Here is a 23,247-nt window from a genome sequence, read left to right as displayed (position 1 = left end):
TGGTTCGGTCACCCCGGAAAGTGTCCCGTGCTGCGAAGGAACCAGCGTCGCTCCGCGTACGCCAGGTCGTCCTTCCAGAGCCTGCCGGCTGTCCGGCGCATCAGCGGTCGCAGCACGGGTGCTGCGGCTCGGGCCAGAGCAAAGCCCCGGCGGTCCGAGGCGGCGACGATTGCTTCCGTGACCGCGGTCAGGGGGCGTTGGGCCGAATCGCGGGTCAAGGGCGTGGCATGAGTCTCCACCACGGACGTTGCCCCTTCTCCCTCGGTGATGCGCATGACGACCGTGCGGGGTTCGGGAGCGGTGAATTCCGCGCGGACCGGAACCACCAGACGGCCGGTCACCCGGAAGGAGACGTCAACGACGAAGACGTCGTCCCCTTCCCCTTGTGGTGGCCGTGCCACCGTGAGGTCGACGAACGAGTACGGGTGGAACCATGAGCCGTGCCAAGGATCGAGCCGGTTGGCGACCACGTCCTGGGGCTCACACCGCCCGACGGCCGTGAAGACAGCGTCCACCCCGGTGCCCGCCACCGGCCGCACCGGCACCATAGGGCGTTCCGTCGGGTCCTCGCCCCCGACCGCGTCCAGTCTGACCCACACCAGTACGCCGTCGTCGTGAACAGGGTAGGGATCCCAGCCCGCGAGCGACCCGCCGTCCAGCGCCAGTCCATGCCAGTGGCACACCAGTCTGCCGCACACCACCCTGCTGTCCCGCAGGGGCGCGCCCAGGTGGGGGCAGATACCGGGGCCCGCGTGCAGCTCACCCGTGTCCGACCGCCACACAACGACTTCGACACCCCCCACGATCCTGCCTGTGGGGCGGACGCCGGCACGCAGATTGCGGGAGCTGCCGACGACGAACCAGTTGCCGGAGGGCTTGGCCGACGCCCTTTTGAGCGCGTCGGCGATCAGTGCCGGGCGTGCTTCCCGCCACGTCGGCTCCTGGGTTGCCCACGATGACCGGCGGCGCCGCCTAAGCGGTGGCGTCCAGCCGGAACGGTCAGCTCGGTCTGTCACTTGACGGAATCCTTTCGCTGGTATGCGGTGCCGCTCGACCGGTGCTCCGGCGCTCGATGCGGAAGCGCCCACGCGCGCCGGCGACCTGCACAAGGCCGGTGGCCATCGTGGCTGCACGGCGTTTGCGGGACACCACCGCACGACGGTGCAGCACCGTGTACTCCTGGTCTGCGATCGCGTCGAGGATGCCGCCGTACAGGGTGAAAGCGGCACGGATGCAGGGGCGCGTTCGCGGATCGAGCATGGCGATGCCCTTCTCTGCGGACTCGTACACCCTGCGTGTCAGGGCTTCGGCGTCGACCAGAGCAGCGCGGATGCGTGGGTCGGCGCGGCCGGTGCGTCTGCTCCACTCCAGCAGCGGCCGATCCACGCCGTGGGAGGTGAGGAGATCCGCCGGGAGATAGACGCGTCCCCGATCGAGGTCTTCGCCAACGTCGCGGAGGAAGTTGGTGAGCTGGAAGGCCACGCCGAGGGCCGCCGCGTAGGGAGCCGCCTCCTCGCGGGGGACGACCGTGCCGAGTACCGGCAGCATCTGCAGTCCGATCACCGCGGCCGAACCGTGCATGTAGGAGCGCAGGGCGGCGTAGGTCGGGTAGTCCGTGACATGCAAGTCGCTGCGCATCGCGGCCAGGAAGTCCTCGAACAGTGCGGGTTCGATGCCGTAGCGCTCGGCAGTGTCGGCGACGGCCCGGACGACGGGTGCGTCGCTCCCGCCGCGGGTCCGCAGTCCTTGGGCCAGGTCGCCTTCCAGGCGGTGCAGGAGACGGTCACGCTCCTGGGGAGTCTGGCGATGATCGAGGGTGTCCACGATGTCGTCGGCCCAGCGGGCGAAGCCGTACAGCGCGTGCACGGCGGACCGGCGGTCCACCGGAAGCAGCCGAGTGGCCAGGAAGTAGCTCTTGCCGTGGCGGGCGTTGAGCCTGCGGCATTCGGTGTAGGCGGCTCGCAGCGTGGGGTCGGCAATGCCTGCCGCGTCCAGTTCACGACGGGTCATGGGCGCCTTCCACAGTCATGGTGACGGCTCGGCCGCCGGGAGGTGCCGGGCGAAGGCTCTGGCGACCACGGCCGGGAAGGTGGCCGGTCACGCGTGCGGCGGCGAGCTTTCCGCTGATGAGCACCGTCGGCACGCCAACGCCGGGTGTGGTTCCGCAGCCCGCCAGCACGACGTTCTCCAAGTGGCGCACCAGGTTGCGGGGACGGAACGGGCCGGTCTGGGCGAAGGTGTGGGAGACGGAGAAGGGGCCGCCCGCGGCGTGGCCCTGTGCCGCCCAGTCCAGCGGGGTCACCAGCATTTCCTCCTGCACGCTGTCCGCGAATCCGACGAGACCGCGGCGCTCCAGCTCGCGGACCAGGCTGTCGCGATAACGAGGCCCCAGGTCGCGCCACTCATCAAGCGATGGACCCACGTCGGTGTTGGGGCAGGGTGCCAGGACGTAGTGCAGATGCTTGCCCGGCGGGGCCAGGGCGGGGTCGTGCGTTGTGGGTCGGGTGATCAGCAGGGATGGATCGCTCATCAGCCGCCCCGAGCGGGTGAGTTCATCGAAGGTGCGTTCCCAGGCGGCGCCGAAGGACAGGGTGTGATGAGCGAGGCCGGGCCACGTGCGGTCGGTACCGGCGTGCAGGATGACAGCTGACGGTGAGTGCCGCAGCCGGACCGGGCGTTTGGGACTGTGCCCCAGCAAGCGGTGCGCAGTGGACAGCTCGCATGTCAGCACCACGCTGTCACAGGTGATCCGTTCACCGCACGCCAGACGCACAGCGCGGACCCGGCCCGCCGACTTTTCCAGCGAGGCCACTTCGGACGACCAGCGCAACTCGGCCCCTGCCTGTGCCGCCGCGTTCGCCATTCCGCGCGGCAGCGCGTGCATGCCCCCCTTGGGGAACCAGACACCGGCCACGGTGTCCATGTAGGCGATCACCGCGTACGCGGCGAGGGCTCGGGCCGGCGCCACTCCGGCGTACAGGGCCTGGAAGGAGAAGACCCGGCGCAGGCGGGGGTCTGCGATGAAGCGTCCGATGCGCTGGTCGAGTCGACCGAAGCCGCCCAGGGCGGCCAGGCGGGCCAGGTCCGGATGCAGCAGTTGGAAGGGCGAGTCGAAGTTGGTGTCGATGAATCGCCGCATCTGGGCCTGATAGAGCCGTTGCAGCCAGTTCCGCAGTTCGCGGTAGCCGGACGCCTCGGCCGGACCGGCGAAGCGTCTGACTTCGGCCTCCATGGCCTCGCCGTCGGTGTGTACATCCAGTGAGGACCCGTCCGCGAAACATGCCCGGTAGGCGGGATCGAGCGCCGTCAGTTCGACGTGACGGCCGAGGCTGTCGCCAACGGCGGCGAACGCTTCGTCCGCCAGATGGGGCATGGTCAACACCGTGGGCCCGGTGTCCACCTGGTAGCCGCCCAGCTGTGTCCGGCCCGCCCGGCCGCCGGGTTCGGCGTCCCGTTCCACGACTGTCACCCTGCGTCCTGCGCCCAGCAGGTGCAGCGCGCAGGCGAGGCCGGACAGCCCGGCGCCCACCACGACCACATGATCCGTCGGTCCCGCTACCGTTCTCACGCCGCCTCCTCTCTCCCGGTGCACTGCGGTGCGATTCCGGAAGCTCGCGCGACCAGGGCCGCGAACTCCCTTTGAATGGCGGGTTCGGCGCCTGTCCGGTGGAAGTGCCGCAGGCTCGTCGCGGCCAGCGCCGCGATCTTCGACTCGACGACGGACTGCGCGCCGAGACGCTCCAGTGCGGCACGCATGCGGTGCACTGCGTTGTTTGATACGGAGGGCGTACGCGGGGAGAGCAGGTCTGCGGCTTCCTGGTCACCGGACGCTTCCGCGAGCTCGATTCCGACGGCGAGCAGATAGGTGAGTTTGCGCGTCCGCAGGTCGTCATCGGCCGGCTTGCCCGTCAGAGCCGGGTCGCCGAAGGCGCCGAGGAGGTCGTCGCGAAGCTGGAAGGCGAGACCGGCACACCGCCCTGCGGAACGCAGGGAGTCCAGGACGGTGGCGTCGGCACCTGCCAGCGACGCTCCCAACGCCAGTGGACGTTCGACCGTGTACAGAGCGCTCTTGAGAGTGGCGATGGTCAGGGCCTCCGCGACGCCGGACGCATCCGTGGCCTGCGCGTGGATGTCCCGGTACTGTCCGGCGACCATCTCCCTTCGCATGGCCTGCCATTCACGCTGCAGTTGCGGACCGTAGGGCGAGCCGAGAGCCGTTTCCGTCAACAGGTCATCCGCCCAGGCCAGGGCGAGGTCGCCGCAGAGCACGGCTGCGGAGGCCGCGAATGTCTCGGGTGAGCCCGACATGCCTGCGCTCTCGTGCATGCGGGCCAGGTCGATGTGCACCGACGGCGCGCCGCGGCGCCGCGGGGATCCGTCCATCAGGTCGTCGTGGATCAGGGCGCATGCCTGGAGGAGTTCGAGGGCGGCACCCGTGCGCAGGACCGGCGTGGTGTCCCCGGATCCGTGGGCGGCCTGCCATCCGCACCACGCGAACGCCGTACGCAGCCGTTTTCCGCCGCGGCGGACCAAGGACGTGACGCGTTCGGTGATGTCGCGGGCGAACAGCGGATCCGTCTCGCGGGCCTTTCTCAACCCTTCATCGAGGATGCGCCCGAGCTCCGTCTCCACGGCCCGGGCCGCGTCCTGGGCCGTGAGTGGGCTGACGCCTGGCTCGACCGGCTCGGCCACGCTGGGCCGCGGTCCCATCATGCACAACCCCTTCGCACTGGGAGTCACCTCTACACCAGTGCTTCTGCCGCATGCCCGGGCACGGATGCGCTGATTCCCACCGGGTGTGCGAGCCGCCCGGATCACGGTCACCTCATCCGCTCGCCTGCGGCGCTGTCAGGGCGGAGCGTCACCTCGGTCGTGTTCCTGGCGGCACACCTCGGCAAGGTCGGTGAGCCGCTCCGGCTGGCGCACCGGCTGGGCAGTGCGGTGATTGCGGCTGAGCTGTTCCCGATGACGGTCGAGGAATGCCCAGTAGCCGGCCGACAACTACGAACTTCTGGCCTGACCGGCGGCCTCACTCCAGAGGAGCCGCACCCATCTCGAATCACCGGTCGTCCCCCTCGTCGTGGCCCTGTTGAAAGGCCTTCGCGGATCGGTGGCGGGCGTCCCTGGCGCTACAGGGGGCGGGGCTGGCTTGCGCTCCGACCTGGCAGGTCCAAAGGAATGAGCAGGTAATTCATCCCTGGTGCTTTCGTCAAGACTTGAGCAGGATTTGAGCTGAAGGCAAAGCGATCCCCACCCCCGGCAAGGATTCGTTGACTCTTCAAGATCTCCCGCGTTAGCTTCCCGTCAAGCCGCAACAGACAAGACCAGCGCGGCTCTCGGCGGGGGAATCATTCAAAGGCGATTGCCCACTCCGCCTGTTCTTAGCTGCTTCCAATGCGGCTTCACGTGACTCATCGAGCGCCCCTGGAAACGGCGGGGCATACGATGGAATTCGGTGAATGGGGGAATTTCTTCATGACCAAAATCTCTGGCAGACGCCTGACTCTGGCCACCGCTCTCAGCGTTGTCGCCACGTCAGCTGTCCTGGGCCTGGGGCTCTCGGCACCGGCGCACGCCGCCTGCACGCAGAGCACGGACACGCCGGGCTGCGGCAGCACCAGCAGCCCGACTCCCACCCCCACACCCACCGACGCCAAGCCCTCTGACTCCGCGGCGCCGCCCATCAGCGGGCCCACGATCACCGCGGCTCCCAGCCCGAGCAGCTTGCCCTCCGTGTCCGGTGCCGCGACGGTCAAGGGTGTCTTCACTCTGGGCAACGGATCACCGCTGGCCGGCGCGACCGTGACTCTCACGCCGGTGGACGAGGTGGCGGAGGACGGCAGCGACGTCACTCCAACGGTCGTGGGTACCACGAAGACGGCAGCAGACGGCAGTTGGTCGTTCACGCTGCCCTCATCCCTGCCGGCCAGCCTCCAAAACTACGCGGACGCCAATGGGGGAGTGCTGTCCCTGGAAGCGTCCTTCGACGGAAAGGCACCCGACGGCACGGTACTGACCGGCAGCGACTACGTCGACGCCGGAGTGGCCACGGGCTCGGCGACGACGGAGGGGTCGGTGGCCGCCCGTGCCGAGGCTCCAAATAGCGTGGCCATCCACCCCGATGTGGACGAGACGCAGGTGACACCAGCAGACTCAACGCTGGTCGACAGTACGGACACCGCGTCCGATGACTCCTCCGGGACGGCGGGCAATACCTGGCAGTCGGCGGACGGCACATCCACCACGGGCTTCGACCCCGACAAGGTCGATGGCGTCGACTACAGCTCCGTGACCCCGGATCTCGGCCCGGCCTGCATCGTCAGCAAGCACGTCATCAAGCAGCACGACTACTACACGACCATCGGTGAGGCACACGCCTACTACGACACCACCGCGGCCTTCGAGTACAACAACACCCTGTCCAGCACCTGGGGCATAGCGACCAGCGTCGACGGGACCCACTGGTCGATCACCGGAAAGATCTCCCGGAAGAACAGCACAGGCCACGCGGTCGGATTCGCCGGCCAAGGACCCTACTGGGCAAAGCGCTTCCAGATTCCCGTCGAATACCAGGACGTTGACCGGCGCGTCACGTGCGTGGGCGTGAAGACCAAGCACACCTACTCGATCATCCCGGTCAAGTACGACATCCCGTCCGGCGGCGACGTGGCAAGATACGGCGCCGACGTCCGATCCAAGGACGGAGTGAGCGCCTATCGCAATTCCAACCCCGCCTATCGCGCCGTCCTCGGCAAGAAGCAGTATGCGACCATCACGTCAGGAACGTCGGTCACCTACAGCGTCGCCGCCAAGGTGTTCAACGTGACGGTCAGCCTCGACACGGAGTACGGTGCGGCGCATTACCAGAAGATCACCGCAGGGTCGGGAAGCTCGGAACACGACATCTGGGGTGCCAAGGGCAAGATTTCGGGGAACCCCGGTGTCATCTACTCGTACTGATCGCGCCGGACAGTTCGTTGTAGCGGCTCTGCTGGTCCTCGCGACCGCGTGCTCGGGCTCGCCGGGAGGCAGCTCTGCAGGGACTGCCCTGCAGGCGGAAGGGCCCGGCACGAGCGGTTCCCTCGGCTTCTCGGACGTGAAGGTCGGTGACATCTACCGCATGGCCTTCCCTCTCACCAGGAACACGTCCAAGCTGCCGGTGTCCGTCACCGGGATCAAGCTGCTGGACATCCCGCCAGGCGTGAAGGTCCTCAAGTACTCCGTGTACTCGGTGAAGGACACCCCCGGCTACCGCCTGGGTTACCAGGAGACGGCTCATCCCACCGCCGGTGACATCGACCTCGACAAGTACCCGGATTACTCCGGGCACCCCTACACCATCAAGCCGGGAGTGCTCAGCGACAAGTACGCGGTGATCAGGCTCCGAGTCACCGGAAAGGTCACCGAGCCGCTTACGGGATGCGAGGTCGACTACACCCAGGACGACGGGACTTACCGCCAGACCTTGGCATGCAAGTTCGGTCTCGACATGGCCTGAACAATCTGCGCCGCAGTACAGCGCCCCGCTCCCGACAACCGGGAACGGGGCGCTGTCTCGATGAGAACCTCTGTCGCAAAGAACTGCCCAGCACCAGCAGCGTCGTGTTTGCTGCCGGGGCAGGGGTGCGGGCGGCATAGAAGGCGGCGATGTCCACCGCAGCTGCCCGCACGAGCTGTTCGGGCTGGCGTTTGCCGACCGCCCAACTCCCGCAGCGGCGTTCGATGGCCTCCAGGGCGTGGTCGTAGGAGCCGCGGACCGCTTCCAGCACGACCAGCCGCCGAAGTCCCAGGCTGTGGCGCTCGCGCGGCAGCCCCAGCACCTGGTCGGCCGGACAGTAGTTGGGCCGGCCCGGGGCGCGCAGTGCGCACCAGGTGACGGTCGCCGGCCCGACCACGGTGACCAGTTGGCGCCGGTGGCCCTTCTCCAGACGGGTCCGGCCCGGGGCGAGTTGGGCCCGCTCGCCGGTGCCGAGGGGCGACAGTTCGGCTTCCTCCTGGCGGGCGCGCCGGTCGGCCCTGCAGGAGGAGGCGGGCCAGTTCCCTCGCCCCGTTCTCGGCGTCTTGCTCCACCCGTTCATGGGGCAGGAGCAGAGCTTCGGGACCGGAGAGGGAATCGATGAGACGCCCCGCAGTTCGGCGACCTCCTCCCGCGCGGCAGTCTCTCGCCGATCGAGCTCCTCCAGCCACAACACCATCGCCGCCTCCAGGACCACGTCCTGGGACACGACGATCCGCCGTCCGACCACGAACGGCAACGGCGCACGGCATCACCAGCTCACCGCAGAAGAGCCGCCCCCAAGCCGTAAACGCCGCCCTCACGCTTCCGTACAGCAACGGCCCCACCGAGGGTGTGAACACCAAGACCAAGCAGAGTCAGGTGCTTGTGCGGCGCTGACTTCCAGCGCTGTCGGAATAATGGGGTGCATTCCGCATCCAAAAGCCCCGTTCTCGGGGAACCCCCATCACCAGGTGTGCTCACTCCACAGTGGGAAGGACGTGAGACGGTGCTGACTGAATTGCGCGATCAGCTGGGCCGGGCTCTGTTCCTGCGCGTCGCCGGCCCGGACGGTCCGGCCACCCGTGCACGTATTCACGACACGCCCGGGCCGCGCTGGTTCTCTCCGGAACGGCCCATCCGCACCGTCCACGGCGATGCATCGATGTTCGTCGGCGGGCTCAGCGCCTTGCTTCTACAGTCCCTGCACCCTCTCGCGATGGCAGCCGTCTCCGCGCACTCGGGGTTCCGCAGCGACCCCTGGGGACGGCTGCAGCGCACCAGCACCTTCCTCGCCGTCACGACCTACGGAACTGCCTCCGACGCGGAGGAGGCCGTGGAGCGTGTGCGCGCGATTCATCAGCGTGTACGCGGGAAGACGCGCGAGGGATTGCCATACCGCGCCGCGGAACCGCATCTGCTGGGCTGGGTGCATGCAGCCGAGACCGACAGCTTTCTGCGTGCCCATGAGCGCTACGGGGCGCAGCCGCTGGACGCGGCCGGATACGACGCTTATGTAGCCGACACCGCGCGCGTCGCTGAGGCCTTGGGTGTGCTGGATCCGCCTCGCGATCGCGAAAGTCTGGCGCAAAGGCTGAACGCCTATCGACCGGAACTGCGGGCCACTTCTGAGGCCCGGGCAGCCGCCCGCTTCTTGCTGCTGAGCCCACCGCTCCCGCTGATCCAACGGCCGTTCTACGCGGCACTCGCCGCGAATGCGGTCGCCCTTCTTCCTCCATGGGCACGGGATCGGCTGGGGATACCCAGGTCGGCTCTCGTGGACGACCTGGCGGTACGACCTGCTGGCCTCCTGCTCACCGGGACAATCCGCTGGGCCATGACGTCGGCATCACGAGGACCGCACACATCGTGAGGCGGCAAGGAGGCTGTCGAGCGGTGGTCCTGCACGCGGCCGGTCGGACCGGGAGATAGCTCAGAGGATCTTGTACACGAGGCCTGACCATGAATAGAAAATGCATCCAAAAGAGACATACCTGATGAATAGGCATCATGAAGCTACAAGATGAACTCCCTGTCGATCACCACCTGGCGACCGTCTACCGCTACGGTTCCGCCGTGTGCGGTCTCGTCCTGCTCGTCTTCGCGGGCCTTGGCTTCGCCGACGCTCTGAGCCCCTTCGACACTGCGGGCGGCACGATCGCGGGTATGACCACCAACGTCGCGCTCAGCGTCATCTCTGCTGTCGTGGGGCTGGCACTCCTCGTGGGAACTGTGATCGGCGGAAACTTCGCTTCCACCCTCAACATGACGGTGGGCGCCCTGTTCGTGCTGAGCGGCTTCTTCCACCTCTTCGTACTAGACCGCCCGGCCAACGTCCTCGACTTCGGCATGACCAACGTGATGTTCAGTTTTGTCATGGGGCTGCTCATCGCGACGTTCGGCATGTACGGCCGGGTCTCCAGCAAGCTGCCCCACGACAACCCCTACTGGCGCCTGCGCCATCTCGAACAGGGGGCACGCGAAGTAGCGGCGGTCGAGTCGCGGGGTTTGATTCCGGCGACATCGGCGCTCCCGAGTATCGAGTCACGGGACAGTGCAGCAAGCAGGAAGGGACACGACTTGACTCATGGTGGAGCCGACAGCGGGGCGTGAAGGCTCGCGCCCCAACGTCGTCGTGTCCGCTGACGGCCGCGGAGCGCTCAGCCACCCCGGATCGCGCTGCTGGCCGATCGCGCGGACGCCACGGGTCTGACCGGCTCCTTCGCCGACGCGTTGCGCTGGTTGCGGCCGCCCTAGGTACGTGCTCTGAAGACCCGTGCACTCTCCCCGCGGGTGTACCGCGCACCTTCGACATCGTGCTGGGCACCGACGGCATGCACTCCAACACCCGCAAACTCGCGTTCGGCTCCGAATCCGACTACGTCACCCACCTCGGCCACTACTACGTGCTGGCCACCCTCGACGCCGGCGAAGACGACGTCATGTACAACGAGCCCGGCAAGATGGCAGCGCTCGGCGGCGCGAAAGCCCCGGCGTTCTTCGTTTTCGCCTCTCCACTGCTCCCGCCCGCCCGTGACAACGTCGATCTGCAGAAGCAGCAAGTCATGGACGCCTACCGCGACGGGAAGTGGCGTCTGCCCGAGCTCATGGACAAGATCCCCGCATCGAACGACTTCTACATGGACTCCATCAGCCGCGCCACCCTCGATCACTACAGTCAGGGACGCGTCGCTCTCGTCGGCGACGCCGCCTACGGCAACGCGCTGGGCGGGTACGGCACCGGCCTGGCCATGGTCGGCGCCTACGTGCTCGCCGGCGAACTGGCCCGAGCCGACGGCGACTACCGCCAGGCCTTTGCCGCGTACGAGGAAAAGTTCCGCGCCTACGCGTCGGTCTCGCAGAAGATAAACGCCGGACGGCTCCTCGCACCCCGCACGAAGCTCGGCATCGTCGCCCGCAACGCCCTGTTCACCGCACTGTCCCTCTTCGGGCCGCTCGTCGCGATCTTCGACAAGCCCGCAACCAACATCAAACTCGAGGAGTACGACGCCACCCTCCGCGTCGCCTGACAGTTCTCCGCAGCCTCGGACATAGCGGCGCGCCGATGTCGCTTCCTGCACGCCAGCACCCCGTGCACCACACCCGCCGGGTCGCGATCGGTGCCGCGAGATCTCCTGCATGCCCGTCAGTGGGACAGACCTGGAGGAGGTCGCGGCCGCGAGTCGCTGCCGGTAGGTCTGCGCGGTCCGCCGTCGGGAGTGAAAATCTGACGGCGGATCCGACGCTCGTGGGGGAGACCTCAAGTAACCGACACGGCCGTGGAGTTGGAGACCGTGGAGCCTGTCGAGAGTGCGGAGTCTGGGCCGCCTGATCCGGTGTCCGACGAACCACTGGTCACGATGCCGCACTCGGTCACACGGGTGCCGGCCGAGACCGGTCGCCCGTGGGTTCCAGGCGGACGACGATGCCCTTGGACGTGGGCTGGTTGCTCATGTCGGCGACGCTGTCGAGCGGCACCAGGACGTTCGTCTCCGGGTAGTAGGCGGCAGCCGACCCCTTGGCCGCCGGGTAGGACACGACCTCGAAGTTCGCGGCCCGGCGCTCGGTGCCGTCCTCCCAGACGCTCACCAGGTCCACCCGGTCGCCCTGGGCGAGGCCGAGCGCGGACAGGTCGGCCGGGTTGACCAGGACGACCTGGCGGCTGCCGTGGATGCCCCGGTAGCGGTCGTTGTTGGTGTACGGGACGGTGTTCCACTGGTCGTGCGAGCGCAGGGTCTGCAGCAGCAGGTGTCCCTCAGGGGCCACGGGGACCACCGGCTCGTTGCAGGTGAAGCGGGCCTTGCCGGTCTCGGTCCGGAACACGCCCTCGTTGACCGGGTTGGGCAGCTGGAAGCCTCCCGGACGGGTCACCCGGGCGTTGAAGTCGTGGAAGCCCGGCACGATGCGGGAGATGCTGTCGCGGATGGTGTTGTAGTCGCCCTCGAACTTCGCCCAGGGCACGTCACCCGTGCCGTCGACGCTGAGCCGGGCGAGCCGGCACAGGATGGCGACCTCGCTGAGCAGGATGCGCGAGGCTGGTTCGATCCGTCCCCGGGAGGTCTGCACTTCGCTCATGGAGTTCTCGGCGGTGACGAACTGCTCGCCGTCGGCCTGGACGTCACGCTCGGTGCGCCCCAGCGTCGGCAGGATGAGGGCGGTGTCGCCGCAGACGGTGTGCGAGCGGTTGAGCTTGGTGGAGATGTGGGCGGTCAGCCGGCACGTACGCATCGCCTTCTCGGTGACCTCGCTGTCGGGCGCTGCGCGCACGAAGTTCCCGGCCAGGGCGAGGAAGACCTTGACGTGGCCCTCCAGCATCGCCTTGATCGAGTTCACCGAGTCCAGGCCGTGCGGGCGCGGGGGGTCGAAGCCGAACTCCTCTCGCAGGGCGTCCAGGAAGCTGTCGGGCATCTGTTCCCAGATGCCCATGGTGCGGTCGCCCTGGACGTTGCTGTGGCCGCGCACTGGGCAGACGCCCGTGCCGGCACGTCCCAGGTTGCCGCGCAGCATCAGGAAGTTGACGATCTCCCGGATGGTGGGCACGCCGTGCTTGTGCTGGGTGATGCCCATCGCCCAGCAGACGACGACGCGTTCGCTGGCGAGGACCTCGTCGCGGACCTTCTCGATCTCCTGGCGGGTCAGTCCTGTCGCCGCGAGCACGTCGTCCCAGTCGACGGTGCGGGCGTGCCGGGCGAACTCCTCGAAGCCGGAGGTGTGGGAGTCGATGAAGTCGTGGTCCAGGACGGTGCCGGGGCGCGCGTCCTCTTCCTCCAGGAGCAGCCGGTTCAGTGCCTGGAACAGGGCGAGGTCCCCGCCGGGCTTGATGTGCAGGAAACGGTCGGCGATCTGGGTGCCCCGCCCTACGATCCCGCGCGGCTTCTGCGGGTTCTTGAAGCGCCGCAGCCCCGCCTCCGGCAGCGGGTTGACCGCCACGATGCGGCCGCCGTTGCGCTTGGCCTCCTCCAGCGCGGAGAGCTGGCGCGGGTGGTTGCTGCCGGGGTTCTGCCCCACCAGGAAGATCAGGTCCGCGTGGTGGAGGTCGTCCAGGCTCACGGTGCCCTTGCCGACGCCGAGGGTCTCGTTGAGGGCGAAGCCGCTGGATTCGTGGCACATGTTGCTGCAGTCGGGCAGGTTGTTGGTGCCCAGGGCGCGGGCGAAGAGCTGGAAGACGAAGGCGGCTTCGTTGCTGGCCCGGCCGGAGGTGTAGAAGACCGCTTCGTCGGGGGAGTCCAGCCCTTTGAGTTCCTGGGCGAGGACGCTGAGGGCGTCGTTCCAGCCGATGGGCTCGTAGTGGTCCGATCCGGGACGTTTGATCATCGGCTCGGTGAGCCGGCCCTGCTGGTTGAGCCACATGTCGGAACGGCCGGCCAGGTCGGACACGCTGTGCTCGTTGAAGAAGTCGGCGGTGATCCGGCGCGTGGTGGCCTCGTCGTTGATGTGCTTGGCGCCGTTCTCGCAGTACTCGTTGCGGTGGCGCCGGCCCGGGGCGGGGTCCGCCCAGGCGCAGCCGGGGCAGTCGATCCCGCCCACCTGGTTCATGGTGAGCAGGTCGACCCCGGTCTTGCGCGGGGAGGTCTGCTCCAGGGAGTACTCCAGCGCGTGCACGACGGCGGGGACCCCGGCCGCCCACTTCTTCGGCGGTGTCACGGAGAGGGAGGTCTCCGGCTCCTCACCGGGCGGGTTCTGCATCGCTTGGCCTTTCTCTTGCCGTGTTGGGCGGGCAGGTCAGCCGACGGGCCACTGGGCGACACGGCTCCTGGGCGGTTCCGGGGTGTCGTGCTGGACACGGCCGTTGCGGATGGTGCCGCGCCAGGCGCCGCCCTCCTGGCCGAGCCCTTCGATGAAGTCCTTGAAGCTGACAAGTTCTCCGCGCACCAGCCGGGCGGCCAGCTCCGTGACCCTGGGGGAGCGGGCGAGGACCTTCACCGCGCCGTGCGGCCGCAGAAGCATCCGGACGGTGATCGAGGTGCCCCCGGACTCCGTGGGCCTGAACTCGACCTCGCCCTCATGGGTGGGATGCTGCTCCAAGCCCCGCCAGGCCAGATAGGCGTCGGGGTCCTGTTCCACGATCTCGACCAGGAAACGGTGGCGCACAGGGCCGTAGCCGATGGTCCACGCGGTGACGGTGGGCCTGACCTGCTCGACGTCGCGCACCACGGCCGAGAAACGCGGGAACGACTTGAACTGCGTCCACTGGTTGTAGGCCGTACGGACCGGCACCGCGACCTCGACCCTCTCCTCGACGTGCCGCTCGCGCAGCGGACGGCGGCGTGTGACGCCGTCGCCGCCGGTGCGCCCGTCGTCCTCTTCGTGCGCCATCGTCGTCCTTCTTCCGGTGAGAGAGGCTGGCATCGGGACGCCCGACCTCCCCTGGTGGGTCAGGGCATCACTTCCAGTTCCCCGATCCCGGGCTTCAAGTCACCCGCCCGCATCCCCGACCCCTGTCCACGAGTTCGAGTGCACGTCCGCCGTGCTTCCCCCGGCGCCCGGCGGCCACCTCCAGCTTCACCCCTGGCCCCGGCCACCCGCCACTCACCGCACCTGGGCAGGCGGCCTTTCTTGATCCCGTTTTTCCTTGCGCGTCCAACGGGCCGGTGCGCGAACTCCCCGGCCGACCCTCACGGAGCGCAGGACGGCGTGAGGAGCTTCGGGGTCCAGTCCGCGTTCAGAGCTGCCGAAGGAGCATCCGCAGGGCGAGCAGCAGGAAGTGCAACCCGGTCACCCGCTGCATCGTGTAGCCCCTGCCGGTTGGCCCTGCCGGCTGACGCGGAGCATCGGCGGCCTTTTTCTCGGCCCGGCCCGCCGTCTCGCATCATCCACCACCGAAGCAGTCGTCGTCCTCGTCATGGATCAGCACCTGCGCGCTCTCCGGACACGGCCACGCCTACGACTTGAGGTGGCGCCTATAGGCTCAGTCGGAACCGAGAGCTTGAGTACTTTCATGCTCTCGTCCTCGATCTCGGCCTGGCTGTCGATCTCGCCTTTGCTCAAGCCTGTGCCCGCGTTCTTGCCCCTGCCCGTTCCCTCGACCGCGGCCCCGAGGTTCCCCACAGCCTCGTCCTCGCGCGCGGCTTCCTTCACGCTCGGGACATGTTGGTCCAAGCGGCAAATAACTTCGCTGGCGCCGACTTCACCACCATCGCCCCTGCCTAGGTCGACCTCACAGGGATCCGCTGGGACCGCGAGACACGATGGCCCACCCGTGCGTGGGCGGATCGGATGCGCAGAACGTCCGTAGAAGACCCTCCCGGGCCCGGCGTGTTCGACGGTGCAACTCTCGCCAGCCCTGCCATGGCCGCAGGCTTTGATGGAGGGCGCCGATCAGCGACTTTTGTGCGGTGGCATCCATGAGGGAATAGGCGCGGTTCGGCCAGCCCGGGGAGCGCGACGGACCCGTGGTCGGGGAGGCATCGTCCTCGCCGCACCGCTACCTCTGGCCCTCAGAGTTGGATCTGATGGCCCGACTCGCCGGCATGAGGCTGCGCGAACGCTGGAGCGACTGGCACCGCATGCCGTTCACCAGCAAAAGCCGCAACCACAACTCCGTCTGGGAGAAGGCACCGTGGTGCCTGTTGTCATACCGAGCGGTGACCCTGCCGGTCGAACAGCGTCTGTGTGGGTAGCGTATGGGCATGGCGGTGTTCGGGACTGTTCAGGTGAACCTGTGGTGCGAGGATGTGGAGCGCTGCGCAGCGTTCTTCCGTAGCCTTGGGATGCCGGAGAAGTTCCGTTTCCCGTCCGACGGTGAGCCCCATCAGGTCGAGGTGGAGGCGGCTGGCGTCCGGATCGGGTTCAGCTCGGCTCGTGTGGGCAGCGAGCTTTTCGGCATCGCCACTACGCCAGGGGAAAACACTGAGGTCGTGCTGTGGTGTAACGACGTCGATGGCGTGCATCAGACGGCGGTCGATGCAGGAGGCGAGCCACTGAAGGGTCCCACGGACTCGCCGGACGGACGTCTTCGCTTTTCCTGGCTGCGCGATCCTGAGGGTCACCGCGTGAAGCTCGTACAGGAACGCGGCTGAGTAGCTGTTGCTGGTCCGATCTTGACGGGTGTGGGTCGCAGGGGAGTCTCGGTCGGGAGATCGCCACTGCGCACCGAGCGTCAGGTCACCCTTGATTCCTGCGCGATGACCTCGGTTTTCTCACCGCGTACGAACCCCTCGGCGGCCTCCAGCCGCAGCCGTTCCCCCTTCTCTTGCTCGCCGGGCACCAGCCCGCCCCCGGCCTGTACCGCATGGCCCCCCTACCGCAGGGATCATGGAACGCGCCGGGACTCGGACATCGCGAGTTCAACCTGAGCAATGCCCTGGCGGTAGTTGCTTACCTACGGAGGCGACTCAGCGGCCCTGTGGCTGGGTCGCTTGCGCAGGGCAGTCAGTTCTGCGGTGTGATGGCCAACGACCGGATGAGCTGGGCCAGTTCTTCGCGGAAGAGCTTTTCCGGGCTGAGAGCCTGGGTCTGCAGGTGGCCGTAGATCTCCAGTGACACCAGGCCGTGCAGGTGGCTCCAGATACGCAGGGCCAGGGCCACGCCGGCCGGGGGCAGGTCAGGGAAGGCCGGGCGGACCTTGTCCAGCAGACCGAGAGCGAAGTCGGACCACTCGAAGTCGCTGTCCGCGTAACGGAGTTCGGCGTACGGCCAGGCCGCAGCCGCGAGTGCCGTGATGCCGATGCAGACACGGCGGGCAGCTTCCGGAGCGGCGCCGCCCTCGGGCGGCTGGTAGCCGGGGACGGGGTCGCCGTAGATGAGGCGGAAGCCCTCGGGGTTGGCCAACGCCCAGTTCCTGAAAGCGTGGGCCCATGCCTGGATCCGGGCAGCCGGGTCCTGAGCGGGGGCGGCCTCCCAAGCGGCGTCCACGGTATCGGCCAGCGAGGTGTAAACGTTGTTGATCAGCGTGGTGACCAGGTCGTCGCGGGTGGTGAAGTAGCCGTAGATGGCGTTGGCCGTCATGCCCATCTGGCGCGCGATGGCCCGCAGCGTGATCGCGTCCGGTCCCCCCGATGCCATCAACTCCAGCGCGATCTTCTTGATCTCGGCGGTCGTCTCGGCCCTCAGCCGCTCGCGGCGCCCCTTGGTGTTCCCCACGCTTTCCATGGCCACCGACTCTACAGCGTCACAATACTGCGTGCCGTATTAATACTTCACGCCGTATAGTCTCTGCATGCCGTGAAGACAATGGCGGTACGAGCAACTACCCAGGGAGAACCATGCACATCGGAGTCATCGGGGCCACAGGCGGCATCGGCAGTCGCGTCGTCACCGAAGCCCTCGACCGGGGGCATCACGTCACGGCCTTCAGCCGCGACACCACGCGGATCGACGACGACCGCAAGAACATCGTTTGGAAGAGCGTCGACGTCCTCGACGCCAACGCCGTCGCCGCCGTCATAGCCGGCCTCGACGTACTGATCAGCGGATTCCAGCCCGGAAACGCCGCCAAGGACATCGCCGACACCGTGGCCCGCTCGATCGCCGACCCCACCGTGTACGCCACCGCCGCGCGCGCACTCCTCAAGGCGCTGCACAGCCACCCACGGACCCGGCTCATCGTCATCGGCGGTGCCGGCAGCCTGGAGATCGCGCCCGGCGTCGCACGGGCCGACTCCGACGAACTCCTGCACGAAACCCTCGACCAGATCGGCCTGCCGAGGGCGTACGCCGCCGCGGTGCGCGGCCACCGCGACGCCCTGAACGTCCTCCGCACCTCCAACCGGCTGTGGACCTACTTCAGCCCCGCAGAGGACATCGCACCCGGCGAACGCACCGACCGGTTCCGCATCGGTGGCGACCAGCCGGTACTCGACGCGGAAGGACGCAGCCGTATCTCTATGGAGGACGCCGCCATTGCCCTTGTCGACGAGGCAGAACTGCCGCGCTTCGTTCAACGTCGGTTCACCATCGGCTACTGACCGACCCCAACGGACCAAGGCCGCGGGAACATCGTGCCCGTCCACAGGCGCCGAGAACTACGTGATCGTGACCGTCACGAAATGCCGACCAGACCCACTTTCAAGGAGCCTCATCAGTGGGGCGGCTGCTGCACCGGTACGGCTGGTCTGGCAGAGTCCGACCCCTGTGCGCTGGAACGCGACGAGCACGCCGTCCCCCGGCGGTGTGCCGCGGATGAGTTCCGCGACGAGCGTACGAGCAGCGATGGTGGCCGGTGCTTCCGCCAGCTCGATTCGCACGTCTGTAACTCCTTCTTCAGTCTTCGGTCTTCCTTGGGGAAGCCGTGCCTTCGTGGGAGACAGGGCACCGGCGGCCCGGGCGGTGGCGTCAGGTCTGTTTGGCTGGGGTAGGACGGGCGGCGGGCGCCAGCCTGGTAAAGGCGATGGCGGCGCCGGTGATGAGGACGGCCACGGAGATCCGGGCCCAGCCGGGTGCCGCCGCGGTGAAGAACACCGGGAGGCCTAGCAGGGCCGAGATCACGCATGAGCCGACGATGACTCGCCAGGGCGCGGGTGTCGCCCCGGAGGACGGCCGGTAGGCGTCCAGCGCAGGCGAGTGGGCTGCGTTTGAACAAGCAGCCGCCTTATCCTCGCAGGCATGTCTTACGAAGAGGAAGGACCGCGTCCGGCCGACGTACTGCGCGCGTCTTACGGTGCCTTTGACGCCGTCGTCACGACCATCACGGATGAGCGGTCGTGGCTGGCGACCGGCTGTGCCGGCTGGGCGGTGCGCGATCTTGTCTTCCACTGCCTGAGCGACGCGCAACGCGGCCTGGTGGCGCTGCACACGCCTGCCGGACGGACGCCGGACCGTGACGCGGTCACCTATTGGGAGGATTGGCGCCCGGACCCCCTGGGCGCGGCCAACGGGCGGAGGTTCACTCGGGTCGTCGCCAGTATGTTCCTGCGTATCGATCAGCTGTGCGAGCTGTACTCGCAGACTGCAGCCGCAGTGGTGAACGCCGCGGCCAGTGCCGCGCTCGACCAGCCCGTTGCCACCCAGGGCCGCGTGCTGAATGCCGGCGATCTGATCCGCACGCTGGCCGTCGAGGCGACGATCCACCATCTCGACCTCATCGTGTCGCTCCCTGACGCACCAGGCCCCTCGGCAGAAGGGCTTGGCCAAGTGCGCCGCACGCTGGACGGGCTGCTGGGCCGCCCGGTGCCAGTGCCGTGGGACGACGCGCAGTACGCACGCGTGGCGACCGGGCGCGCGCCGTTGTCCGATACCGACCGAGATCGCTTGGGTGCGGACGCCGCCCGCTTCCCCCTGTTCGCATAGCCCCCCACAGCCCCCGGACAAACTGACCCCCGTCTGCAGACCGGCCGAAAAGGGGTGACAACGGCCGCCCCTCGGCCGTCAAAACGACCTCTGGCACGACGACACTGGTCGACCTGGCCTACAGCTACACCCGCGCGGGCAAGGACACCACCAAGATCCGCACCCGCACCGACAACGCCGCCGGCCGCAAGACGTCGTACACCTACGACTGCCAGGAGCGGCTGTCCTATGTGCTTGAGGCCGACTCGGCCGGTGCCCGCACGGCGTCGTGGCTGTACTGCTGGGACAAGGCGGGCAACCTCACCTCCCAGGACGGCACTGCCGCCGCGTGCCCCGGCAGCGCGGCCTTCACCTACAACGACGCAAGCCAACTCACAGCCCAGACCGGCTCCACCATCCCGTGGTCGTACGACAAGTCAGGCAACGAGACAGCGGGCGGCCGTACGGCCGCGACCGCGCGGACGAACGAGACGTGGACGGACCACAGCCAACTGTCCGGCATCACGCAGGGCGGCACGAACTACGACCTGATACACGCGGGATCCGACAACTCCGAACGTACGAAGCTGAGTTCCACCGGGTTCCACCAAACCGCGCTCGGACTGGCATCCACCACGACGAACAGCGTCGACACCGGATTCATACGCGAACCCGCGGGCACGTTGAACACCATGACGACCGGGGGGAAGTCCTCCTACTACCTCACCGACGCCACCGGCAACGTCCTTGGTCTGGTCGACGACGCGGGCAAGCGCACCCACACGTACGCCTACGGATCCACCGGCCTGCCCCGCACTACCCCGACCGAAGCAGTTCCCCAGCCCCACCGCTACACCGGCGCCTATGCCGACCCGAGCGGGCTGTACAAGATGGGCGCCCGCTACTACGAATCCCAACTCGGCCGCTTTACCCAACCCGACCCCTCCGGCCAGGAAACCAACCCCTACCTCTACACCGAAGGCGACCCCGTCAACCGCACCGACCCCACTGCCTGTTCTCCATCGGAGACGCTCTGGACTCTGCGGCAGATATGGCCACTGGCGTCTATCACCTCTACCAGGGCGATACGCAAGCGCTCTGGGGAGATGCGCTCGGGGTGATCGCAGGCGGCATCGTAGGACTCGGCTGCGAAGCCGCTCTCACCGCCGGAGCGCCTGCCACCCTGGGCACGTCCACGGGCGCGACTCCGGTGTGCTTCGCAGCCGGGTGGGCAGTAGGAACAATCACCAGCAACGCGATTTCAGGATGATCGCAGCCGGGGCGTGCGACTCATGAGTCCGCGTCCCGCCTGATCACGGGTGAGGGAGCAGATGTCGGGACTTGAGCCGAATGTAGGGCAGAAAGCGGCGATCCGTCGCTACTTCCAATTTGCCACAGCCCTGTTGGCGCTCGGTCTGATCATCGGGATCGTAGCTGCGGCAACCGGCTTTGCCAGAGCCTGGATTGGTGTGGCGATCTTTCTGTTGATCTGGTCGACCTTCGCCCTGTGGTACAGGAATCAAAGGCGCTGAGGAGTGTGTGGGCCCGGTGTGAGCCGCCGGGCCGATTCTCAGCAGCTGGAGACGCTTCAGTTCGTCCTTTACGTTGTCGGCATTCTCTTACTGGCCCTAACAAAGCCTTTGGGCGTGGCGGTGGGTGATCAGGCGGACAGTGAGTCCGAGGAAGGCCTCGTGGATGTTGCACGGTGCTGTCCGTCGGACTCGGCGGCGCGGCCAGCGCAGCAAGCGAAGCCGCAATTTGAGTTCGTGGCGGGGGCTCACTGACATTCTCGGCTTCGCAGCGATTTCTCAAGGGGAATCGGCAGCTGGAGCAATACCGGTGGCGTTCGGCCTTATGCTAATCGCCGCTTCCATCTGGGTGGGACGAAAAAAAGACGCCGAGGTGAATCCTGAATGACCATGCGATCGGGAATCATTGTCCCGTCGATCGACGCGCCGGTCGGCATCATAGTCGGAACGTTCCTCGCGGCTCTGGCGGTGATCTGTATCTACTATTTTACCCAAAAAAGTAGAAGTACCGCCGCGCAGGCATGGCATCTTGAATTACTGGCTGCATCATGTGGCTGGACGGCATCGACAGCAAAGCCGGCACGTACAGTAGCGGCAGGCCGAAGAGGAACGCGCTCGGCCGCCGGGGCCGGACTGGATCCTCGAATTCAGCCGTGCCACCGGCGCACCGCAAGCCGTGCACGTCGGCGATTGCGGCATCGCCGGCCGACGCCTCATCTCGGATGGGGTGTCGGCCGGCCGGTCTGCCGCCCGGATACCCACCTCGCTGTCTGTTTCGCCCGCTCTTAGGCGGCTGGTCAGATAGCCTCAAACGCCGTCTCACGTCTGTAAATTGAAAGGCGACCCGGTGGTGAAATCAGAAATTCCACCACCGAGTTGCCGGAAAGGGAGTTGTCGATGATTGAGCCGGATATGGGAGCAAGGCGCAAGTTCCTGAGCAAGGATTTTTTTATTGTCGGTACCTTTCTTGTCCTCATCGGGATTGCGTTCTCTGTCTTCCTTGTGGTGCGCGGTATGGCAGGCGGATGGGTGCTAATGGGCCTGCTCGTCGTCATATGGCTGGCAGGGGCTTATTCGCGCAAGGCGGTAAATTCGACCTACCGCTAACCTTTGGAGACTACTTCCAAAGACGGGCGCGCTTGCGTCGTTCGATTTTCCCTGAAGAACGCCAATTCGTTTACTGTCAGTCCCGCATCCAAGGCTTCGTCGATGGACGTGGTGTGGATGGACTGGAGCCAAAAGAACAGCGCCACCAACTCGACCTGATCAACACCGAAGCCGCCCGCCGCGGCGTCACTGTCCCCGTCCTGCTCGACCTCGTGCACGTCGCCGAGTACTGCTGGACGGCCGCGCATGCATTCCATCCGCCCGGCAGCCGCGAGGCCGAGACCTGGGCCGCGGACAGACTCACCGCGATCCTCACCGGACACGTCGAACGCGCCGCCACCGAGATGTCCGCTCAGGCTGCGGCCGAACGGCTTGACTTGCTCCCGCCGCGAGGCCGTCACCACCTGCCACGGCTACCTCGATCAGCTCCGCTACGACACCGCACTCAAGGCCGGCTGGCCGATCGCCACCGGCGCCGTCGAAGGCGCCTGCCCCCACCTGATCGCCTACCGCCTCGACACCGAACTTTGACGGATCTCATCGGAGTTTGACCGACTGTCGGCAGGGGCTGGCATCTTGTATGCCGTACCCGCGCCCAATGAAGACCGGAGCCCCCCATGCTGCCCTCTGTTACCGACCGCGAGGAGTTCTCCGCGCTGGTCATCAGGACTGACTTCGGTGACTCGGCGGCTTGGCTGGCCGTGTGTCAGGAGTTGTCGAGGCCCTGGGGCAACGGCGACTACGAGCCGGCCGTCCACATCATCGATGATCCAGCTTGGGCCGGTGCCACGGCCGATGAAGTGATCGCTGCCGTATCAGCGGACGAGGACTTGAGCGTCGTCTTTCTCGCTGACTGGACCACCATGCGGGACAACGACCACGCGCTGCTAGCGGTGGCGGTCCTGACCAGAGAGGAGTGCCAGAGCGATGAGGAGTTCGAGGTCTACGGTGGATCAGTACGCGCCGCCCCCATCGGCATTCACGACATCCACGCGAACCTGTCGATCGCCAACCTGGACTTCGCCGACGTCGTCGATGCCGCTCAGAGCGACCCTGCCGGAGTCTTCCGGTCGTTCTAGGAGCTCACCACGGCCGAGGCCAAACATCGATGAGACCGATCGAGCTTCGCTGAGACGGGACAACGGCCGGAGCTGATGCACGCGTTCATCCCGGCCTGGCAGTATCGGTGGTCAAGGTTCGTGGGTCAGTCGGTCGGCGCCTGTCGTGGCCACGGCGCCGTCGACGACGACTTCCCGCGCCGACTACGAGCTCGGCTGTCGTCGGCTGGCGAAACAGCACCCTGAAAACACAAAAGGCCCGTAACCCTGCGAGTCCGCTGGGGGACCGGTCCTTGCCGTGCTGGTGCTGTGTGTCACGCCGCCCAGGTCGCGGACCCCGCGCATGGGTCGG

General features: G+C 67.3%; 21 protein-coding genes and 2 pseudogenes. 14 read left to right on the top strand and 9 right to left on the bottom strand.

All coding sequences use genetic code 11. The features are described 5' to 3' along the window. Positions 1-8: 8 nt before the first annotated feature. Genes ACIQI8_RS43980 through ACIQI8_RS43965 form a run of 4 tightly spaced genes read right to left on the bottom strand, consistent with a single transcriptional unit; the run spans position 9 to position 4,713 of the window. Positions 9-1,016, bottom strand: a complete 1,008-nt coding sequence (locus tag ACIQI8_RS43980; protein ID WP_402364538.1) for a DUF5914 domain-containing protein — start codon at positions 1,014-1,016, stop codon at positions 9-11. Continuing rightward, complete coding sequence (locus ACIQI8_RS43975; protein WP_402364535.1) at positions 1,000-2,010, bottom strand: phytoene/squalene synthase family protein; 1,011 nt, start codon at positions 2,008-2,010, stop codon at positions 1,000-1,002. Before ACIQI8_RS43975 ends, ACIQI8_RS43980 begins: the two co-directional genes overlap by 17 nt. Further along, positions 1,997-3,568, bottom strand: coding sequence for a phytoene desaturase family protein (gene crtI, locus ACIQI8_RS43970; protein WP_402364532.1), 1,572 nt, complete (start codon positions 3,566-3,568; stop codon positions 1,997-1,999). The genes ACIQI8_RS43975 and crtI overlap by 14 nt, the downstream gene beginning before the upstream one ends. Then, positions 3,565-4,713, bottom strand: coding sequence for a polyprenyl synthetase family protein (locus ACIQI8_RS43965; RefSeq protein WP_402364529.1), 1,149 nt, complete (start codon positions 4,711-4,713; stop codon positions 3,565-3,567). The genes crtI and ACIQI8_RS43965 overlap by 4 nt, the downstream gene beginning before the upstream one ends. A 762-nt stretch (positions 4,714-5,475) precedes the next feature. On the opposite strand from ACIQI8_RS43965, the gene ACIQI8_RS43960 reads away from it, so the two are divergent. The 5 genes from ACIQI8_RS43960 (at position 5,476) to ACIQI8_RS43940 (ending at position 11,025) form a co-directional block, all read left to right on the top strand. Continuing rightward, on the top strand, positions 5,476-6,960 hold the full coding sequence (locus ACIQI8_RS43960) for a hypothetical protein (protein ID WP_402364526.1): 1,485 nt from the start codon (positions 5,476-5,478) through the stop codon (positions 6,958-6,960). Between the two features lie 160 nt (positions 6,961-7,120). After that, positions 7,121-7,498 carry a hypothetical protein gene (locus tag ACIQI8_RS43955; RefSeq protein WP_402364523.1) on the top strand — a complete coding sequence of 126 codons (378 nt, stop codon included), beginning with the start codon at positions 7,121-7,123 and terminating at the stop codon, positions 7,496-7,498. A gap of 1,006 nt (positions 7,499-8,504) precedes the next feature. Next, positions 8,505-9,368, top strand: coding sequence for an oxygenase MpaB family protein (locus ACIQI8_RS43950; RefSeq protein WP_402364520.1), 864 nt, complete (start codon positions 8,505-8,507; stop codon positions 9,366-9,368). 137 nt (positions 9,369-9,505) lie between these two features. After that, entirely contained in the window at positions 9,506-10,108 is a 603-nt protein-coding gene (locus tag ACIQI8_RS43945) for a DUF4383 domain-containing protein (RefSeq protein WP_402364517.1), read from the top strand. Positions 10,109-10,311: 203 nt separating this feature from the next. After that, complete coding sequence (locus ACIQI8_RS43940; RefSeq protein ID WP_402364514.1) at positions 10,312-11,025, top strand: hypothetical protein; 714 nt, start codon at positions 10,312-10,314, stop codon at positions 11,023-11,025. Positions 11,026-11,368: 343 nt separating this feature from the next. On the opposite strand, the gene ACIQI8_RS43935 is transcribed toward ACIQI8_RS43940, so the two are convergent. Continuing rightward, positions 11,369-13,681: an FdhF/YdeP family oxidoreductase gene (locus ACIQI8_RS43935; RefSeq protein ID WP_402364511.1), complete on the bottom strand. Its 2,313-nt coding sequence runs from the start codon at positions 13,679-13,681 to the stop codon at positions 11,369-11,371. 36 nt (positions 13,682-13,717) lie between these two features. Continuing rightward, complete coding sequence (locus tag ACIQI8_RS43930) at positions 13,718-14,311, bottom strand: SRPBCC family protein (RefSeq protein ID WP_402364508.1); 594 nt, start codon at positions 14,309-14,311, stop codon at positions 13,718-13,720. A gap of 1,067 nt (positions 14,312-15,378) precedes the next feature. Between ACIQI8_RS43930 and ACIQI8_RS43925 the strand changes: the two are divergent. Next, positions 15,379-15,615: pseudogene (locus ACIQI8_RS43925) on the top strand (hypothetical protein); the annotation flags it as partial. A gap of 9 nt (positions 15,616-15,624) precedes the next feature. Then, complete coding sequence (locus ACIQI8_RS43920; RefSeq protein WP_402364506.1) at positions 15,625-16,014, top strand: VOC family protein; 390 nt, start codon at positions 15,625-15,627, stop codon at positions 16,012-16,014. Positions 16,015-16,366: 352 nt separating this feature from the next. Here ACIQI8_RS43920 and ACIQI8_RS43915 read toward each other — a convergent pair whose 3' ends face one another. Continuing rightward, positions 16,367-17,086: a TetR/AcrR family transcriptional regulator gene (locus ACIQI8_RS43915; protein ID WP_402364503.1), complete on the bottom strand. Its 720-nt coding sequence runs from the start codon at positions 17,084-17,086 to the stop codon at positions 16,367-16,369. Between the two features lie 113 nt (positions 17,087-17,199). Between ACIQI8_RS43915 and ACIQI8_RS43910 the strand changes: the two genes are divergently transcribed. Beyond that, a complete protein-coding gene (locus tag ACIQI8_RS43910) occupies positions 17,200-17,901 on the top strand; it encodes an NAD(P)-dependent oxidoreductase (RefSeq protein WP_402364500.1) in 702 nt (233 codons plus the stop codon). Between the two features lie 57 nt (positions 17,902-17,958). On the opposite strand, the gene ACIQI8_RS43905 is transcribed toward ACIQI8_RS43910, so the two are convergent. After that, the gene (locus ACIQI8_RS43905) at positions 17,959-18,180 is read right to left on the bottom strand and encodes a hypothetical protein (RefSeq protein WP_402364497.1); all 222 of its coding nucleotides are present in this window, start codon (positions 18,178-18,180) and stop codon (positions 17,959-17,961) included. A gap of 88 nt (positions 18,181-18,268) precedes the next feature. Further along, the gene (locus tag ACIQI8_RS43900) at positions 18,269-18,421 is read right to left on the bottom strand and encodes a hypothetical protein (RefSeq protein WP_402364495.1); all 153 of its coding nucleotides are present in this window, start codon (positions 18,419-18,421) and stop codon (positions 18,269-18,271) included. 117 nt (positions 18,422-18,538) lie between these two features. On the opposite strand from ACIQI8_RS43900, the gene ACIQI8_RS43895 reads away from it, so the two are divergent. From ACIQI8_RS43895 to ACIQI8_RS43870, 6 genes and pseudogenes are all read left to right on the top strand, one after another. After that, positions 18,539-19,222 carry a maleylpyruvate isomerase N-terminal domain-containing protein gene (locus ACIQI8_RS43895; protein ID WP_402364493.1) on the top strand — a complete coding sequence of 228 codons (684 nt, stop codon included), beginning with the start codon at positions 18,539-18,541 and terminating at the stop codon, positions 19,220-19,222. Positions 19,223-19,452: 230 nt separating this feature from the next. Then, positions 19,453-20,322, top strand: a complete 870-nt coding sequence (locus ACIQI8_RS43890) for an RHS repeat-associated core domain-containing protein (protein ID WP_402364490.1) — start codon at positions 19,453-19,455, stop codon at positions 20,320-20,322. A gap of 210 nt (positions 20,323-20,532) precedes the next feature. After that, entirely contained in the window at positions 20,533-20,733 is a 201-nt protein-coding gene (locus tag ACIQI8_RS43885; RefSeq protein WP_402364487.1) for a hypothetical protein, read from the top strand. A gap of 894 nt (positions 20,734-21,627) precedes the next feature. Continuing rightward, entirely contained in the window at positions 21,628-21,837 is a 210-nt protein-coding gene (locus ACIQI8_RS43880) for a hypothetical protein (protein ID WP_402364484.1), read from the top strand. Between the two features lie 140 nt (positions 21,838-21,977). Beyond that, a pseudogene (locus tag ACIQI8_RS43875) lies at positions 21,978-22,356 on the top strand (ISKra4 family transposase); the annotation flags it as partial. Between the two features lie 98 nt (positions 22,357-22,454). After that, the gene (locus ACIQI8_RS43870; RefSeq protein WP_402364481.1) at positions 22,455-22,916 is read left to right on the top strand and encodes a DUF6924 domain-containing protein; all 462 of its coding nucleotides are present in this window, start codon (positions 22,455-22,457) and stop codon (positions 22,914-22,916) included. Positions 22,917-23,247 lie beyond the last annotated feature (331 nt).

Source organism: Streptomyces sp. NPDC092369 (genome assembly GCF_044755245.1).
Taxonomy (GTDB): Bacteria; Actinomycetota; Actinomycetes; order Streptomycetales; family Streptomycetaceae; genus Streptomyces.
Note: the sequence above shows the minus strand (reverse complement) of the source record. Positions and strands in the feature narration are given on the sequence as shown.